Below are 15,478 nucleotides of genomic sequence, written 5' to 3'. Positions count from 1 at the left end.
GGCCCGCCCCGGCGGCAGCGCGGCGAGGAGCAGGGCGGCCAGGGCCGCGGCGAGCCAGCGGCGCCAGCGCCGCCGCCGTCGTGCCGGCGCGGCCAGCCGGGCGCGTACCCGGCCGCGCACGTCGGGGACGTCGGGAGTCTCCAGCCAGGTGGCGAGGACGCGCAGCTCGCGTTCGAGGTCATCCACGGCGCACCTCCTCGCGGTCGAGCAGGCCGCGGAGCTTGGCCAGCGCCCGGTACGTCCGTGACTTCACCGTGCCCCTGGGCCAGCCGAGTGTCGTCACGGTCTCCTCCTCGGTCAGGTCGAGAAGGAACCGGCACACGATCACCTCGCGGTCCTTCACCGGCAGCTGCCGCAGCGCCGCCACCAGCGCGGCCCGGCGCTCCGCGGCGAGGACTCCACCGACGGCGGCGTCCTCGCCGACCTCCGATCCGTCCTGCGCCGCCGCGGCCCGCAGGGCGAGCCCGTCCCGCCGGCTGCGGGACCGGTGCAGGTTGCGGGTCTCGTTGGCGACGATCGCGAGCAGCCACGACCGGAAGGACGACTCGCCGCGGTAGCGGGACAGGTTGCGGAACCCCTTCACGAACGCCTCCTGGATGACGTCCTCCGCGTCCGACCCGGCACCGAGCAGCACCGCCGTCCGGTGCGCGGACGCGGTGTGCCGGGCGACCAGGAGTTCGTACCCCTCCAGGTCACCGGCCCGGGCGCGGGTGACAAGCTCGTCGTCGTCCAGTGGAGACCTCCGCTTCGATCACCCTCATGACACCGGCCGCCCCGTGCGGGTTCCACCCTCGCGGCACGGAACTTCGGCGGCTTCGAGGGTGTCACCCGGGCATGACCGTCACCATCTCGCGCCGCGGCATCCTGACCCTGCTGGCCGGTGCCGGCGCCACCGCGCTGGCCGGCTGCGAGCCGGCCAGGGGCCGAGCGTCGGCCGTCACCGTTCCCGATCCGTTGCTCGTGCGGGTCGACGAGGGGCTGAGCCTCCTGCGCGGACCCGACCGGCGAACGATCCCGCGCGCCGTGGCCGCCGCGGACGGGGCGTGGGTGTTCGCGACCGCCCCCGAGGGCCCCGACACCGCCTGCTGGCGGATCGACACCGCGACCGGCCACACCTCCGCGAAGACACTGCTGCCCGGGCGGTGGGTGCCCCAGGCGGTCTCGGCCGACGGTACGGGGTTGGCACTCACCACAACCGGGGTGACGGTGAACGGCGGTCGCCCGCCGGGGAGGGAGGCGACGCCGGTGCTGGTCGCCGACGCCGGTGGGGTGCACCACCGGCTGGACCTGCGCGGCAACGTCGTCCCGGAGGCGTTCACCGCGGACCGTACCGGGCTGTTCGTCCTGGAATGGCTACCGGCGACCGCACCGGACCGCTACCGGGTCCGCGTCGTCGACCTCGCCACCGGTACGCCCGGCCCGCTGTCCACCCGCGACAAGACGCCGGTCCCACCCGGCGCGGAGGAGGAGATGCGCGGCGACGGGCGCCAGGCGGTGCTCGCCCCGGACCGCACCGTCCTCTACACGCTCTACACCCACCAGCCCGGCCACCAGCACACCCGGGACCTCGTGAGCGGTCGGCCCGGCAACGCGCACGCGTTCGTCCACACCCTGAACCTGCGGGAGCGATGGGCGTACTGCGTCGACCTGCCGCACCCGTTCGGCGAGGCCGCTGCGGCCGGCCACGCCATGGCGATCAGCCCCGACGGCGGCCGGCTCCTCGTCGCCGACGTCTCGTCGGGCACCGTCGCGGACATCGCCACCGACGAACTGACGGTACGCCGCACGGTCCCGCAGGCGCGCGGCACGGGCGCCGCACACGCCGCCGCCGGCACCGACCGCCTCTTCCTCGTCGCCGGCACGACGGTCCGGGCGCTCGACCTCACCCGCCTGACCGGCACGGTGGACTGGAAGGTACGCGAACCGGTCACCGGCCTGGCGACCAGCCGGGACGGCAGCCGCCTCTACGTGGGCCAGCGGGACGCGGTGAGCTGGCACGATCCCGCCACCGGCCGGGAACTCGGCCGCGTCCCGGTCCCCGGCCTGGTCGGCGTGCACGGCCTGGCCGGATCCGCCTGACCGGCTGCTCGACCGCATCCCGCCCCGCCGCACCGACCGCCGCGCCTACGGCGACCGCCGCGGTGCCCGAGCCGGTGCTGGCCCGGCTGCGCGCCGCCGTCGAGGGCCGGCACCGCGCCGGACGCCGGCCGACGTGATCGAGATGACCGGCTGACGGGGCGCGTATCGTCGGCGACGTGTCCCCTTCGGATCCACCGGGAGACCTGCCGTTCGTCGACGAGCACCGCGCCCTCGTTGCCGCGCCACCTGCCGAGGTGTGGCGGTCGCTCGGCGCGCAGTTCACCCACCACGGCGCGACCGGCGCCGACCTCCTGGCCCACCTGTTGGGCACCGTCCCCCGCCGCGCCGCCGGGCCGCCGCTCACCGAGGGCGCCGCGCTGCCCGGGTTCGCCGTGGCGGAGGTGGCGCCGGGGCGGCGGCTCCGGCTCGCCGGGCGGCACCGGTTCTCCCGGTACGTGCTCCAGTTCGACCTCGCCGACCGGGCCGACGGGACGCTCGTGAGCGCCCGGACGTACGCCGAGTTCCCCGGCCTGCACGGGGGTCTCTACCGGCTGCTGGTGATCGGGTCCGGCGGGCACCGGCTCGCGGTCCGGCGGATGCTGCGCGACATTCGCGACCGCGCCGAGCGTGGCCCGGCGTAGCTCACCGGTCAGTGGGACGCGACGGCCCGGCGCGCCAGGTCGCCGAGAGGACCGCGTAGGCGGCCAACGCGGCGGCGAGAACGCCGCTCACCGCGACGACGAAGCCGCGGTCCATCCCGTCCGGGGCGAGCACGAGCCCGGTCGCCAGGGCACACCCGAGGGGAGCTGACCACCTACACGCGTCAGGACCTGCGGCCCACCTGCATCTGACTTCCCTGGCTATCGTGTCGCCATGATCCTTCGCCACATCACGATCGACTGTGCCGACCCCTACGCGTTGGCAACGTTCTGGAGCGAGGCGACGGGATGGCCGGTGTCCGACGTGGACGAGCCGGGCGACGACGAGGTGCTGGTCGAAACTCCCTCCCCGGTGCCCGGCATCCTGTTCATCCGGGTGCCCGAGGCCAAGGCGGTGAAGAACCGAGTGCACCTCGACTGGCAGCCGACCGAACGGAGCCGCGACGACGAGGTGAAACGCGTCATCGCCCTCGGCGCGACGCTCCACGAGGACCACCGCACCGCGAACGGACGCGGCTGGGTGACGCTGCTCGACCCCGAGGGCAACGAGTTCTGCATCGAGCAGGGCAAGGGCCCGTCGACAGCACAAGCTTGACCGACGTGACGCGTGCCGGGTGTCACGAGATGGGCGAGGAGCGCCCGGACCTGCACGGGCGCTCCTCCTGATGGTCGGGGCTCAGTGACGGGACGCTGACCCGACCGGCACCGGGGCGGCCGGCTCGCGCCGGGGCTCCGGCTTCCGCCGACCGCGCAGCACGGCCAGCCCCACGGTGACCGCGGCGCCGACGCCGACGCCGGTCCAGAGCAGCGGGCTGGTCCGCAGTTCCTCGGGCAACTGCTGGCCGAGGACGAAGACGCCCATCACCACGACGAACCAGCCGAACACCTTGCGCAGGATGTCGGCGGGGATCCGTCCGGCGAGCCGCCCGCCGACGAAGCTGCCGGCGATGGCAGCGGCGGTCACCGCTGCCGCGAGGCCCCAGTTGATGCTCACGCTGGACAGGTAGCCGGCCAGGCCGGCGAAGGACTTCATGGCGATGACCACCAGTGAGGTGCCGACCGCGACCGGCATCGGCAGGCCGCCGAGCAGCGCCAGGGCGGGCACCACCAGGAACCCGCCACCGGCGCCGACCAGACCGGTGACCAGTCCGACCACCACGCCGTCGAGGATCACCCGCAGCACCGGCAGTTCGTGCGGCACCGGCCGGCCCTCGGCGCCGCGCCGGCCGCGGATCATCGCGACCGCGGTGGCCAGCATCATCACGGCGAAGCCGGTGAGCAGGAACCCGGCCGGGATGAACTCGGCCAGGCGGCCGCCCGCGTAGGCGCCGGTCATGCCGGCGAAGCCGAAGATCAGGCCGGTGCGCCAGCGCACCCGGTGGGCCCGGGCGTGCGGGATGACGCCCACCGCGCTGGTGGCGCCGACGACGAGCAGCGAGGTGGCGATGGCCTCTTTCGCGGGCAGGTCGGCGACGTAGACCAGCAGCGGCACGGCGAGGATCGACCCCCCTCCGCCGAGCAGGCCGAGGCTGACGCCGATGAGGACGGCCAGTCCGACGGTCAGGGCCAGGGTCGCCGTCATGCCCGCCCCCCGGTGCTCTCGCGCAGCTGGCCGACGATGGTGTCCAGGTCGCAGCTGGCGCCCCGGTTGTAGGGCAGCTTGCCGAGCATCATGCCCATGGCGCAGGTGTTGGTGACGGCGGCGAAGGTGAGTCCGGCGCCGATGAATCCGGCCACCCACTTCAGCTGCGGCACGAACACTGAGCCGAGGACGCTGGCCAGCACGATCGAGCCGGCGACGAGGCGGACCTGGCGTTCGAGGTCCCAGCGGGGGGTGCCCTGCTTGATCGGCGCGTTGGCCGCCTGCCAGGCCATGATGCCGCCGTCGAGGACCTTCAGGTTGGGCAGGCCGACCCCGGCAAGGGCCTGCTCGGCCTGGGTGGCCCGGGCGCCGGAGCGACAGACAAGCACGACGTCCTCGTCGAGATGGCCGCGCAGCTCCTCGCGGTGCTCCTTGAGCAGGTCCAGCGGCACGTTGTAGGAGCCGGGGATGTGCGACGTCTCGAACTCGGCCGGGGTACGTACATCCAGCAGGCGCGGCGCGCGGCCGGCGTCGATCAGCTCCCGCAGGGTGACGGCATCGAGGGTGGTGGGGCGGGCGGTCTCGGAAGCGCTCATTTCTCCTCTTTCTGCGTAAAGCGCCACGAATGATGACGCGGGAATGCCGGCTGGCGCCGGGCGGCGCCGGCCGGGTCGTGCTGGTGGGTCAGGCTTCGGTGACGATCTCCAGGCCGACGGTCCCGGCCTGGTCGAACTTGTCGTCGATGACGACGACCTCGCGGCCGGCGTTGGCCAGCAGCGACGCGGCGGCGGTGGCGCGGTAGCCGGAGCCGCAGTGCACCCAGACGGCGCCAGGCGGCACGTCGGTGAGTCGTGCGGGCAGGTCCGGCAGCGGGACGTGCACGGCGCCCTCGATGTGGCCGGCCTTCCACTCGTTGGTCATCCGCACGTCGAGAACCACGTCCGCGACGGGCAGGCCGGCGGGCGTGTTCCCCGCGCGGGCCGCCGCGAGAGCCGGGAAGTCCGCCATCCGCAGCTTCCGGAGCTGCCCCGGCTCGGCCGCCCACCGCTCAACGGCGCCGGTGGCCTGGGCGGCCGGGCGGTCGATGCCGATGCGGACCAGCTCACGCTGGGCGTCGGCGACCTGCTCCGGCGTCTCGGCGAGCAGGGTGATCGGCACGCCCCAGTCGATCAGCCAGCCGAGCCAGGTCGACATCGGCCCGTCCAGGCCGAGGCTGACCGTGCCGGCGAGGTGCGAGGCGGCGTACGCCTTGCGGTGTCGCAGGTCCACCACCCACTGCCCGTCGGCCATCCGCTCGCGCAGCTCGGTGGCGTCGGCGCGGGTCACCGGGGTGAGGTCCACCGGGGCCGGACCAGCGAAGTTCGCCACACCCATGTGGGCGTAGTACGCCGGGTAGGCGTCGAGACCGCCGAGGGTCTGGGCGACGAACTCCTCGGCGGCCAGCCGCAGGACCTGGTTCTTCGCCTTCTCCCGGCCGATGGTCGACTCGGGGGCATCGGACTGGCTGGCCGAGCAGAAGCTGCCGAACCCGTGCGTCGGCCACACCTCCGCCCCGTCGGGCAGCAGTTCCGCCAGCCGCTTGGCCGAGGCGTGCTGGTGGTGGGCCAGCTCGTGGGCGTGCCGCTCGCCCAGCAGGTCGGTCCGTCCGGTCGTGCCGAACAGCAGCGACCCGCCGGTGAACACGCCGGTCGGCTGCCAGTCAACACCGTCGCTCGCCTCGTCGAGGACGTACGACAGATGGTGGAAGGTGTGACCGGGGGTGGCGATCACCCGCAGCCGCATCGAGTCGGAGACGGCCACCTGGTCGCCGTCGGAGACCGGGGTGCGGTCGAAACCGACCTCGTCGGCCGCGGCCACCAGGTAGTGGGCACCGGTGATCCGGGCGAGTTCCAGCCCGCCGGAGACGTAGTCGTTGTGGATGTGCGTCTCCACCACATGGGTGACGCGGACGCCCTTCGCGCCGGCGAGATACATGACCCGGTCGACGTCGCGCTGGGGGTCGACCACGACCGCCACCTGCCCGTCCGAGGCGAGGTAGCTGCGGTCGCCGAGTGAGGACGTCCCGATGACGGAAACCTCGACTGCCATTTGCCCTGCTCCTTCCGACGATCGCAAAACCCATATACCCCCCGGGGTATGCGGGAAAGACACTGCCGCCTTGCTCTTCAGCTGGGCACGGCCGCCCACTCGCGCCGCAGCTATGCGGCGTGAGTGGCGCCGTTCCGACTCAGGCGAGGGCCAGGAAGAGCTTCTCCAGCTCCTCCTCGGTCATCTCCGGCCCCTCGCCACGTTCACGCGCGGCCCCACAGTGCCGCATGCCCGCTGCAATGATCTTGTAGCCCGCACGGTCGATCGCCTTCGACACGGCGGCGAGCTGGGTCAACGCTCCCGCCTCCAACATACCCCCGGGGGTACGTTCCTCATGCAGGATACCCCCACGGGTATCTTCAAGCCTGCCGGCGCGAGCCACATTCCCCGGTCGAGCCGGGCCCGGCCCCGCCGCAGCGGGGCGACCTTTGCCGAATCACCCACGCCGGTCGCCTCGCGGCCGGCACCATCTCACCCGAGGGAGAGCAGAGACATGAGCTACGCGATCACCATTCGACTGCCGGCCGGGTTCGCTCCGACCGTCGAGCGGGTCCGGGCGGCACTGAAGGAGCAGGGCTTCGGCCTGCTGACCGAGATCGACATGCGGTCGACGCTGCGCGAGAAGCTCGGGGTCGAGATCGAGGACTACGTCATCCTCGGCGCCTGCAACCCGCCGCTGGCACACCGAGCCATGGAGGCCGACCGGAACATCGGCCTGCTCCTGCCCTGCAACGTCGTGGTGCGCGCCGACGGGCCGGACGCCACGCTCGTGCAGGCGCTCGATCCGCAGGTGATGGTGCGGTTGAGCGACGCTCCCGACCTGCCCGAGGTCGCCGACGACGCGACCCGGCGGTTGCGGGCGGCCCTGGACGTGCTTTCGGGCTGAAACCCGGCACGCGCGGACAATCCTCCGTGGTCGTTCGGGGCGGGAATGCCACGCCGACCTCGGTCCAGCCGGTGGATCATCCCGCGCCGAACGGTTGTAGCCTCGACCCCCATGACCTGGCTCCCGGAGGACTTCGTCCACCCCGTCCACGTGCCCGTGCCCGACACCGCGTTCCACCTGCGGCCGATCCGGGAGGCGGACGCCCCGCGCGACTACCCCGCCGTGATGGGTTCCCGGGAGCGCCTGTGGAAGATCTTCGGCCCGGCCTGGGCCTGGCCCAGGGAGACGATGACCTTTGAGGAGAACCGCATCGACCTGCTGCGGCACGAGAAGGAGATAGCCGCGCACCAGTCGTTCAACTACGCGCTGCTGGACGAGGAGGAGACGGCCATCTTCGGCTGCGTCTACATCGACCCGCCGGAGCGCACCGGCTCCGACGGAGAGGTCTCCTGGTGGGTGGTGGACGACCTCGCGGGCGGCGAGGTGGAGCGCGCGCTCGATGCGTTGGTGCCGCGGTGGATCGCCGCCGACTGGCCCTTCCGGCAGCCCCGTTATCTGGGCCGCGACATCACCTGGCAGGACTGGCTCGCGCTGCCGCGCGCCTAGGGGATTCCTTCGCTCGCCGGCCTTAGTTAGCACGACGCCCCCGTCAGACCAGGCGCAGGAGTGGATGAAGGTCGGCGGGGGTTTGCGGGAGCGCTGGTTCGGCACATATGTGATCGGCTACCGTGACGGCCAGCCCGACCACATCCACCTCTCTGGATATTCCGGCGACTGACCGGCTCCTTGAAGCGGACCTCATCGGCCCGGCCCGACATCTGGCTGCTTCGGGACGGCCGGCTCTGGCGGATCCGTGGCCGCCTCGCGGCGGCTCGCCGAGCCGCCGTACGCCGGGGCGATGCGTGACGCACAGGAGACCCTGGACCGGGAGCGGAGCGGGCGCACCGACAGCGTCGCCGGCCGCCCGCGGATCGGCTGAGCCCCGTACCCCTTCGTCGGGTCATGTCTTCGGCCTGGCAGCTGTCAGCAGGACGAGTGTCCCCACGCACGGGCCAGGTTCACCCGATCTGGTGAGTGCTGTCGTCACACAGGGACGACGAGCACTTACGACTACCCGGCTGGGTGGGCTAGACCAGGGTGACAGCTCACCGGAGCTGGTTCCGCGTATCCACTGAGGGGAGCACCATGCAGACGCATCCGCGCGGCGCTGGCATCGACGGCGCCGAGGCGGTCGCGGAGGCGATCCTGTACGAGGGCTACCTGCTCTACCCCTATCGACGATCGTCGGGCAAGAACCGCGTCCGTTGGCAGTTCGGCGTCCTCGTTCCCCCGGCCTGGGCGGATGCGCACGGCCTGGCCGACAGCACGGTGGCAGGCTCGGCCGAGTCGCCGTGGCAGCAGACCGAATGCCTCATGGAGGTTCCGGACACCGCGGTCGTCCGGATCAGGGTTCGGTTCCTGCATCTGCAACGAAGGGTGGTGGAGGAACGGACGGTCGACGGCCTTTACCGATCCGTTGACAGGAAGGACGCCGGGAGCCGCACGGAACTCAGCTTCGACGAAGCGGTGGAGCAGGAGTTCGAGATCGAGGCGTCGGTCGGCGACCTGCGGTCCGGCCGTCGCCTCGACATCCGGGTTCCGGGCGGCGAGGACATCGAGCAGTTGGCCGACGACGGGGGCGAACCGGTGGGGCGGGTGGTGCGCCGGCGATCGCCGCTGTCCGCGTCGGTCACCGTCTCCGCCGTGCCGTGTCAGGCACCCTTCCGGTTGCTGCGGCTCCGGATACACGTCGAGAACACGGACGGGACGACTCCGGCGGACAGCCCACGCGACGAGGCGTTGCGGTGCTGCCTGCTGGCGACTCACACACTGGCCTCCGTCAGTCAGGGCCGATTCCTGTCACTGCTGGACCCGCCCGAGTGGGCGGCACCCGCGGCGCGGGAGTGCCGCAACGTGCACACCTTCCCCGTGCTGGCCGGCGAGGTCGGCACCGCTGACGTTCTGCTCTCGTCACCGATCATCCTCTACGACCATCCGCAGATCGCACCGGAGAGTCCAGGCGATCTGCACGACGCCACCGAAATCGACGAGATCCTCTCGCTGCGCACGCTCACGCTCACCGACGCGGAGAAGCAGGAGGTCCGGGCAACCGATCCCCGGGCCGAAGCGATCCTCGACCGCGTCGATGCCATGCCGCCCGAGGTTTTCGTGCGGTTGCACGGGGCCGTTCGGACCCTGGCGCCCGTGCGGCGAGACGGCGGTATCACCGCCACCTCACGACAATGGTGGGAGCCCGGAGCCGACGCGGGGATCGCGCCGGAGAGCGACACCGTCCTGGTCGGTGGCGTCCTGTTGTCCCGAGGCAGCCGGGTGCGGTTACGCCCCCGGAAGCGCGGCACCGACGCGCACGACATGTTCCTGGAGGGCCGCACCGCCCGGGTGGAGCAGGTGCTGCTCGACGTCGACGGGTCACGGTTCCTGGCCGTGACGGTGGACGACGACCCGGGTGCCGACCTGCACCAGTGGTACGGGCGGCTACGCCACTTCCGTCCGGAAGAGGTCGAGCCGCTGGCCGGTGAGGCGGAGGCACCGTGAGGAGCAACGGCAGCGGACGAATCCTGGTCGCGGGCATCGGCAACATCTTCCTCGGGGACGACGCCTTCGGCGTCGAGGTCGTCCGGCGCCTCCGGGACGCCGTCCTGCCGGAGATGGTGGATGTGTCCGATTACGGCATCCGGGGGATGCATCTGGCCTACGATCTGTTGGACGGCCACCACGACGTGTTGGTCATGGTGGACGCGTTGCCACTGAACGAGGCACCGGGCACCTTGGCCGTCCTCCAGGTGGACCTCGACGACCCTGGCTGGACGCTGGGCCCGGCGGACGCGCTGGCCGCGCCCGCGGCCGACGGGCACGGAATGGATCCCGAGTCCGTGCTCCGGTTGCTACGCAGCCTGGGGGGCACTGTCGACCGCGTCCTGGTCGTGGGATGCCAGCCGGCCCTCGTGGACGAGCGCATGGAGCTGTCGGCGCCGGTCGCCGAGGCCCTGGACGAGGCGGCCCGGACGGTGGTCGGGGTTGTGGAGGAGGAAGCTGCACGGCTCGGTGCCGCGGCAGAACGGCGGGAAACACGCGAGCAGAGGCCAGCCGAGAGGGAAGTGACCACACATGCATGAGAGCGGGCTGTCCGAGGCGATCGTGGCGGCCGCGGTGCGCAGAGCCGCAGGCCGCCGGGTCACCGGGCTACGGGTGCGCGTCGGCGGCCACCCGGTCGACCCCGAGGTCGTCGCGCAGGGCATCCAGCTGGCCGCGGCCGGCACCGTCGCCGCGGCTGCCGCCGTCGACCTGGTCCTGGAGCCGATGACCGTGACGTGCTATGACTGCGGTCGCAGCGGGCCGGTCGACGACCACCTCGCAATGGTCGCCTGTCCAGGGTGCGGCGGCGTGAACATTGAGGTCACCGGCAGCGACGACGTCATCCTGGAGTCGATCACCGTGAACTCCGGCGTACGGGAGCCGGCCTGATGGACGCCGTCGAACTGCTGCAGCATGACCACCGCGTGGTGGAGCAGTTGTTCCGGGACTACCGTGCGGCAGCCTCCGATGCCCAGCGACGCGGTGTGGTCGACGTGCTCATCCGAGAGCTGTCGAAGCACGCGGCGCTCGAGGAGGTGCTCTTCTACCCTTTCGCCGCGAAGGTGTTGGACGACCGGCAGGTCGACGGCCACCTCGCTGGGCACGCGCCCATCAAGGATCTGCTGCTTCAACTCGACCGGTGCGGGGCCGGCGATCCGGCGCAGGACCAGCTGATGGACCGGCTGGCGTCCGCCGTCGCCCACCACGTGCAGGACGACGAGAACCAGCTCATGCCGCTGCTGTGCCGGCAGGCGGACGAACAGGCGCTACGCGAGCTGGGGCAGGAGATCGACCAGGGCAAGCGCCACGCTCCCACGCGTCCGCACCCCCACGCACCGGACAAACCTCCGGCGCTGGCGCTCGCGGCGCCGGTGGCGGCCATCTACGACCGGCTTCGGGACCGGATGCAAGGGAGGCCACGCACATGACGCAGGGCATGCGCGACACCGGCGCGGTGATCCCGCGCGAGAACGGGTTTGACGAGGTCACCATTTTGTGGATCTCCGAGGGCATGAGTTGCGACGGGGATTCCGTATCGATGACGGCCTCCGGTCAGCCGGCGATCGAGGACATCGTCCTCGGGCTCATTCCCGGTCTGCCGAAGGTCAACCTGCACAACAAGGTGCTGTCGCCGACGGCCGGCGGGGAGGAGTTCCTGGCGCCGTACCGGAAAGCGGCTCGTGGGGAGATGACCGAGCCGTTCATCCTCGTCATCGAAGGATCGATTCCGAACGAGAACATCAACGGCGACGGATACTGGACCTCGTTCGGCAATGACGAGAACACCGGTGAGCCGCTGACCTTGAACTGGTGGATCGACCGGCTCGCACCGAAGGCCTGGGCGGTCGTCGCGGCCGGCACGTGCGCGACGTACGGTGGCATCCACGCGATGGCGGGCAACCCGACGGGGTGCATGGGCCTGGCCGACTATCTCGGGTGGGACTTCCGGTCCCGGGGCGGCCTGCCGATCGTCAACGTGCCGGGCTGCCCGATCCAGCCGGAGAACTTCATGGAGACCCTGACCTGGGTGCTCTACCACGCCGCCGGCTCGGCGCCGCCTCCGCCGCTGGACAACATGCTGCGGCCGCAGTGGCTGTTCGGCAAGACCGTGCACGAGGGCTGCGACCGGGCCGCCTACTACGAGCAGGCCGACTTCGCCAAGGACTACAACTCGCCCAAGTGCCAGGTGAAGATCGGCTGCTGGGGGCCGGTCATCAACTGCAACGTCCCGAAGCGCGGCTGGATGGGCGGCGTGGGCGGCTGCCCCAACGTCGGCGGCATCTGCATCGGCTGCACCATGCCGGGCTTCCCCGACAAGTTCATGCCGTTCATGGACATGCCTCCCGGTGGCAGCCTGTCCACCTTGCTCATCAAGCCGTACGGCGCGTTGATCCGCCGACTGCGCGGCATCACCAACGTCACCGCCAACCGGGAACCGAAGTGGCACCACAACGGCCCGGAACTCACCAGCGGCTACAACCCCCGGTGGCGCCCGTACGCACCGGCGGATCCCCGGCGACAGGCAGCGATCGAGAGGAACAAACCGTGACCGCGACGGAGGCGAAGAAGTCCGCCGGCCAGCAGCCCGGCGAACTGGTGGAGATGGCGTGGGATCCGATCACCCGGATCATCGGCAACCTCGGCGTCTACACCAAGATCGACTTTGCGAATCGCGTGGTCGCCGAGTGCCACACCACCTCGTCACTGTTCCGCGGCTACTCGGTGTTCATGAAGGGGAAGGATCCACGTGACGCCGGCTTCATCACCAGCCGGATCTGTGGCATCTGCGGGGACAACCACACGACCTGCTCCGTCTACGCCCAGAACATGGCGTACGGCATCAAGACGCCGCCGCTGGCCGAGTGGATCATCAACCTCGGCGAGGCGGCCGAGTACATGTTCGACCACACCCTCTTCCAGGACAATCTCGTCTTCGTCGACTTCTGCGAGGCGATGGTCAAGCAGACCAACCCGAGTGTGCTCGCCCGCGCCGAGAAGACCGCGGCACCGGGCCGGGACATCCACGGCTACCGGACGATCGCCGACATCATGCGGGCCTACAACCCGTTCGAGGGCGAGGTCTACAAGGAAGCGTTGAAGGTCAGCCGGACGACCCGGGAGATGTTCTGCCTCATGGAGGGCCGGCACGTCCACCCGTCGACGGTCTACCCCGGCGGCGTCGGCACGATGCCGCAGCCGACGCTGTTCACCGACTACCTGAGCCGGCTGATCAGCATCCTGGACTTCGTCAAGAAGGCCGTCGCCATGAACGACGACATCTTCGACTTCTGGTACGAGGCACTGCCCGGCTACGAGGAGGTCGGCCGCCGCCGGGTCCTGCTCGGCTGCTGGGGCGCGTTCCAGAACCCCGACGTCGTCGACTACCGCTACGAGACCATGACGACCTGGGGACGGGCGATGCACGTCACGCCCGGCATTGTCGTCGACGGCAAGCTGCTCACCACGGACCTGGTCGACATCAACCTCGGCATCCGGATCCTGCTCGGCAGCTCGTACTACAAGGACTGGGTGGGCCAGGAGGAACCGTTCGTCAAGTACGACCCGCTCGGCAACCCGGTCGACATCCGCCATCCCTGGAACCAGACCACCCTGCCCGACCCTCAGAAGCGCGACTTCGACGACAAGTACAGCTGGGTGATGAGCCCGCGCTGGTTCGACAAGGGCAGCGGAGAGCATCTCGCGCTGGACACCGGAGGCGGCTGCTTCGCCCGGCTGTACACCACCGCCCTGGCGAAGATGGTCGACACCCCGTACGTCAAGTCGACCGGGCACAGCGTGCTGATCTCGCTCCCCAAGAGCCAGCGGCTGCCCGAGATGACGTTGGAGTGGAAGATCCCGCGCTGGTCGAACGCGCTGGAGCGGGACCGCTCGCGGGCCTACTTCATCGCGTACGCCGCGGCGATGTCGCTCTACTTCCTGGAGCAGGCGATGGAGCGGATGCGCGGCGGCGACATGCGGGTGTTCGCCGAGTTCGACGTGCCGGACGATGCCATCGGCTGCGGCTTCCACGAGGCGGTCCGCGGCATCCTGTCGCACCATCTCGTGATCAGGGACCGCAAGATCGCCAACTACCATCCGTACCCGCCGACGCCGTGGAACGGCAGTCCCCGTGACAGCTACGGCACACCTGGCCCGTACGAGGACGCGATCCAGAACACGCCCATCTTCGAGGAGAACGGCCCGGACAACTTCAAGGGTGTGGACATCATGCGCGCGGTGCGCAGCTTCGATCCCTGTCTGCCGTGCGGAGTGCACATGTACGTCGGCGGCGGTCGCACCCTCAAGAAGATCCACTCGCCGATGTTCGGCGCGTCCCATGGGTGAGCAGCCGGACCTCCAACGGCTCGCCGACGCGGCCGTCGAGCCGCGGCTGGCCCGCCTGGACGCCGTGCTCGGCCAGCTCGAACAGACCCCCGGCCGCACCGCCGAGCTGGCGCTGGAAGCCGTCGAGATCCTGACCGAGGTGTACGGCGAGGCGCTGGCCCGCGTCACCGACCTCGCCGCCGACGACCCACGGGCACTCGACTGGCTCACCGACGACGAACTGCTGCGCCACCTGCTGCTGTTGCACCGCATCCACCCGGATCCGCTGGAGCGGCGCGTGGCCCGTGCGGTCGACGATCTCCGGCCGCAGTTGCGTGCGCAGGGCGCCGAGATCGCGCTGGTCGGCCTCCAGGGCGAGGTGGCGACGATCAGCCTGTCCGCGAGTTCGTGCGGCGGTGGCGGCGCCGCCCTGCGTGACCTGGTGCGGGAACAGGTGTTGACGTTCGCGCCGGAGCTGTCCGCCGTCGACGTGGCGGCGCCCGCGCCGGCTCCGGCGCTGATCCCGGTCGCCGCCCTGTGGCAGCGGCCAGACCGGACCGCGGAGGCGACGACGAGCGAGGTGGAGCAGGCTGCGGGGCCACTGGCGTTGGACGGCACGGCATGACGGCGGGCGCGTTGCAACGCGCGATCCGCCGCGCGGGGCAGCGCGCGGCCTCGGTCGAGCGCTGCGGCATGTGCGCCGGGCCGGTCGGCCCCGAGCACCGGCATGTGTGGGACGAGCAGGACGGGGAGCTGGTGTGCGCCTGCATGCCATGCTCTCTGCTGTTCGAACGTGAGGCGGCCGGCGGTGGCCGGTACCAGCTCGTCCCCACCCAGGGCCGGCGGTTGACGGGCCTGTCCGCCGACGAGCTCGGCGTGCCGGTCGGCCTGGTCTTCTTCGTCAAGCAGCGGGACGGCCGAGTGCTCGCGCACTACCCGAGTCCCCTCGGCACGACCGAGTCGGAGATCGATGCCGGCGCCTGGCGGGCCGCCGAGGCACGAACGCCCGCGCTGGCCGGGCTGAAGCCACGGGTCGAAGCCTTCCTGGTGTGGACGGGCACGCTGGCCGGCGGCGGCCAGCAGTGGTTGGTGCCGGTCGACGACTGCTTCCGCCTCGTCGCGCTCATCCGGCAGAACTGGACGGGCATGTCCGGGGGAAGCGCGGTGTGGCGGGCGATCACCCAGTTCTTCGACGACCTCGGCCGACGGCATGGTCGGCCGTGA

Annotated in this window: 19 protein-coding genes and 2 pseudogenes; 14 read left to right on the top strand and 7 right to left on the bottom strand. The window is 71.2% G+C overall.

The features are described from left to right. A pseudogene (locus B0E53_RS08900) lies at positions 1 to 186 on the bottom strand (hypothetical protein); the annotation flags it as partial. Continuing rightward, positions 179 to 634 (bottom strand): RNA polymerase sigma factor, encoded by a 456-nt coding sequence (locus B0E53_RS08895; RefSeq protein WP_229791473.1) that lies wholly within the window; start codon positions 632 to 634, stop codon positions 179 to 181. The pseudogene B0E53_RS08900 and the gene B0E53_RS08895, both read right to left, overlap by 8 nt. A 200-nt stretch (positions 635 to 834) precedes the next feature. On the opposite strand from B0E53_RS08895, the gene B0E53_RS37445 reads away from it, so the two are divergent. Both B0E53_RS37445 and B0E53_RS08880 read left to right on the top strand, forming a co-directional pair. Continuing rightward, positions 835 to 2,079, top strand: a complete 1,245-nt coding sequence (locus B0E53_RS37445) for a hypothetical protein (protein WP_246835304.1) — start codon at positions 835 to 837, stop codon at positions 2,077 to 2,079. Positions 2,080 to 2,255: 176 nt separating this feature from the next. After that, positions 2,256 to 2,720: a hypothetical protein gene (locus tag B0E53_RS08880; RefSeq protein ID WP_107075572.1), complete on the top strand. Its 465-nt coding sequence runs from the start codon at positions 2,256 to 2,258 to the stop codon at positions 2,718 to 2,720. Between the two features lies 1 nt (position 2,721). Here the strand turns inward: B0E53_RS08880 and B0E53_RS40075 are convergent, their stop codons facing one another. Then, positions 2,722 to 2,853 carry a hypothetical protein gene (locus B0E53_RS40075; RefSeq protein ID WP_281492845.1) on the bottom strand — a complete coding sequence of 44 codons (132 nt, stop codon included), beginning with the start codon at positions 2,851 to 2,853 and terminating at the stop codon, positions 2,722 to 2,724. Between the two features lie 99 nt (positions 2,854 to 2,952). On the opposite strand from B0E53_RS40075, the gene B0E53_RS08875 reads away from it, so the two are divergent. Further along, positions 2,953 to 3,333, top strand: a complete 381-nt coding sequence (locus tag B0E53_RS08875; RefSeq protein ID WP_107075571.1) for a VOC family protein — start codon at positions 2,953 to 2,955, stop codon at positions 3,331 to 3,333. Between the two features lie 81 nt (positions 3,334 to 3,414). Here the strand turns inward: B0E53_RS08875 and B0E53_RS08870 are convergent, their stop codons facing one another. The 4 genes and pseudogenes from B0E53_RS08870 to B0E53_RS08855 all read right to left on the bottom strand — a co-directional run. Next, positions 3,415 to 4,320 carry a sulfite exporter TauE/SafE family protein gene (locus B0E53_RS08870; RefSeq protein WP_107075570.1) on the bottom strand — a complete coding sequence of 302 codons (906 nt, stop codon included), beginning with the start codon at positions 4,318 to 4,320 and terminating at the stop codon, positions 3,415 to 3,417. After that, positions 4,317 to 4,916: a rhodanese-like domain-containing protein gene (locus B0E53_RS08865; protein ID WP_107075569.1), complete on the bottom strand. Its 600-nt coding sequence runs from the start codon at positions 4,914 to 4,916 to the stop codon at positions 4,317 to 4,319. The genes B0E53_RS08870 and B0E53_RS08865 overlap by 4 nt, the downstream gene beginning before the upstream one ends. A gap of 88 nt (positions 4,917 to 5,004) precedes the next feature. After that, positions 5,005 to 6,408, bottom strand: coding sequence for an MBL fold metallo-hydrolase (locus tag B0E53_RS08860; protein ID WP_107075568.1), 1,404 nt, complete (start codon positions 6,406 to 6,408; stop codon positions 5,005 to 5,007). A gap of 139 nt (positions 6,409 to 6,547) precedes the next feature. Continuing rightward, positions 6,548 to 6,703: pseudogene (locus B0E53_RS08855) on the bottom strand (metal-sensing transcriptional repressor); the annotation flags it as partial. 198 nt (positions 6,704 to 6,901) lie between these two features. Between B0E53_RS08855 and B0E53_RS08850 the strand changes: the two are divergent. From B0E53_RS08850 to B0E53_RS08800, 11 genes are all read left to right on the top strand, one after another. Continuing rightward, positions 6,902 to 7,294 carry a DUF302 domain-containing protein gene (locus B0E53_RS08850; RefSeq protein ID WP_107075567.1) on the top strand — a complete coding sequence of 131 codons (393 nt, stop codon included), beginning with the start codon at positions 6,902 to 6,904 and terminating at the stop codon, positions 7,292 to 7,294. Between the two features lie 111 nt (positions 7,295 to 7,405). Beyond that, a complete protein-coding gene (locus B0E53_RS08845; protein ID WP_107075566.1) occupies positions 7,406 to 7,900 on the top strand; it encodes a GNAT family N-acetyltransferase in 495 nt (164 codons plus the stop codon). Between the two features lie 247 nt (positions 7,901 to 8,147). Next, a complete protein-coding gene (locus tag B0E53_RS40070; protein WP_281492844.1) occupies positions 8,148 to 8,273 on the top strand; it encodes a hypothetical protein in 126 nt (41 codons plus the stop codon). Positions 8,274 to 8,479: 206 nt separating this feature from the next. Then, entirely contained in the window at positions 8,480 to 9,889 is a 1,410-nt protein-coding gene (locus tag B0E53_RS08835) for a hypothetical protein (RefSeq protein ID WP_107075565.1), read from the top strand. Further along, entirely contained in the window at positions 9,886 to 10,470 is a 585-nt protein-coding gene (locus B0E53_RS08830) for a hydrogenase maturation protease (protein ID WP_107075564.1), read from the top strand. The genes B0E53_RS08835 and B0E53_RS08830 overlap by 4 nt, the downstream gene beginning before the upstream one ends. Then, positions 10,463 to 10,819 carry a hydrogenase/urease maturation nickel metallochaperone HypA gene (locus B0E53_RS08825; RefSeq protein ID WP_107075563.1) on the top strand — a complete coding sequence of 119 codons (357 nt, stop codon included), beginning with the start codon at positions 10,463 to 10,465 and terminating at the stop codon, positions 10,817 to 10,819. Before B0E53_RS08830 ends, B0E53_RS08825 begins: the two co-directional genes overlap by 8 nt. Then, positions 10,819 to 11,358 (top strand): hemerythrin domain-containing protein, encoded by a 540-nt coding sequence (locus B0E53_RS08820; RefSeq protein WP_107075562.1) that lies wholly within the window; start codon positions 10,819 to 10,821, stop codon positions 11,356 to 11,358. Before B0E53_RS08825 ends, B0E53_RS08820 begins: the two co-directional genes overlap by 1 nt. After that, the gene (locus B0E53_RS08815; protein ID WP_107075561.1) at positions 11,355 to 12,479 is read left to right on the top strand and encodes a hydrogenase expression protein HypE; all 1,125 of its coding nucleotides are present in this window, start codon (positions 11,355 to 11,357) and stop codon (positions 12,477 to 12,479) included. Before B0E53_RS08820 ends, B0E53_RS08815 begins: the two co-directional genes overlap by 4 nt. Continuing rightward, a complete protein-coding gene (locus B0E53_RS08810) occupies positions 12,476 to 14,275 on the top strand; it encodes a nickel-dependent hydrogenase large subunit (RefSeq protein WP_107075560.1) in 1,800 nt (599 codons plus the stop codon). The genes B0E53_RS08815 and B0E53_RS08810 overlap by 4 nt, the downstream gene beginning before the upstream one ends. Continuing rightward, on the top strand, positions 14,268 to 14,879 hold the full coding sequence (locus B0E53_RS08805) for a NifU family protein (protein WP_107075559.1): 612 nt from the start codon (positions 14,268 to 14,270) through the stop codon (positions 14,877 to 14,879). The genes B0E53_RS08810 and B0E53_RS08805 overlap by 8 nt, the downstream gene beginning before the upstream one ends. After that, entirely contained in the window at positions 14,876 to 15,478 is a 603-nt protein-coding gene (locus B0E53_RS08800; protein WP_107075558.1) for a DUF5947 family protein, read from the top strand. Before B0E53_RS08805 ends, B0E53_RS08800 begins: the two co-directional genes overlap by 4 nt.

This window comes from Micromonospora sp. MH33, assembly GCF_003013775.1.
GTDB classification, from domain to species: Bacteria; Actinomycetota; Actinomycetes; order Mycobacteriales; family Micromonosporaceae; genus Micromonospora; species Micromonospora fulviviridis.
Note: the sequence above shows the minus strand (reverse complement) of the source record. Positions and strands in the feature narration are given on the sequence as shown.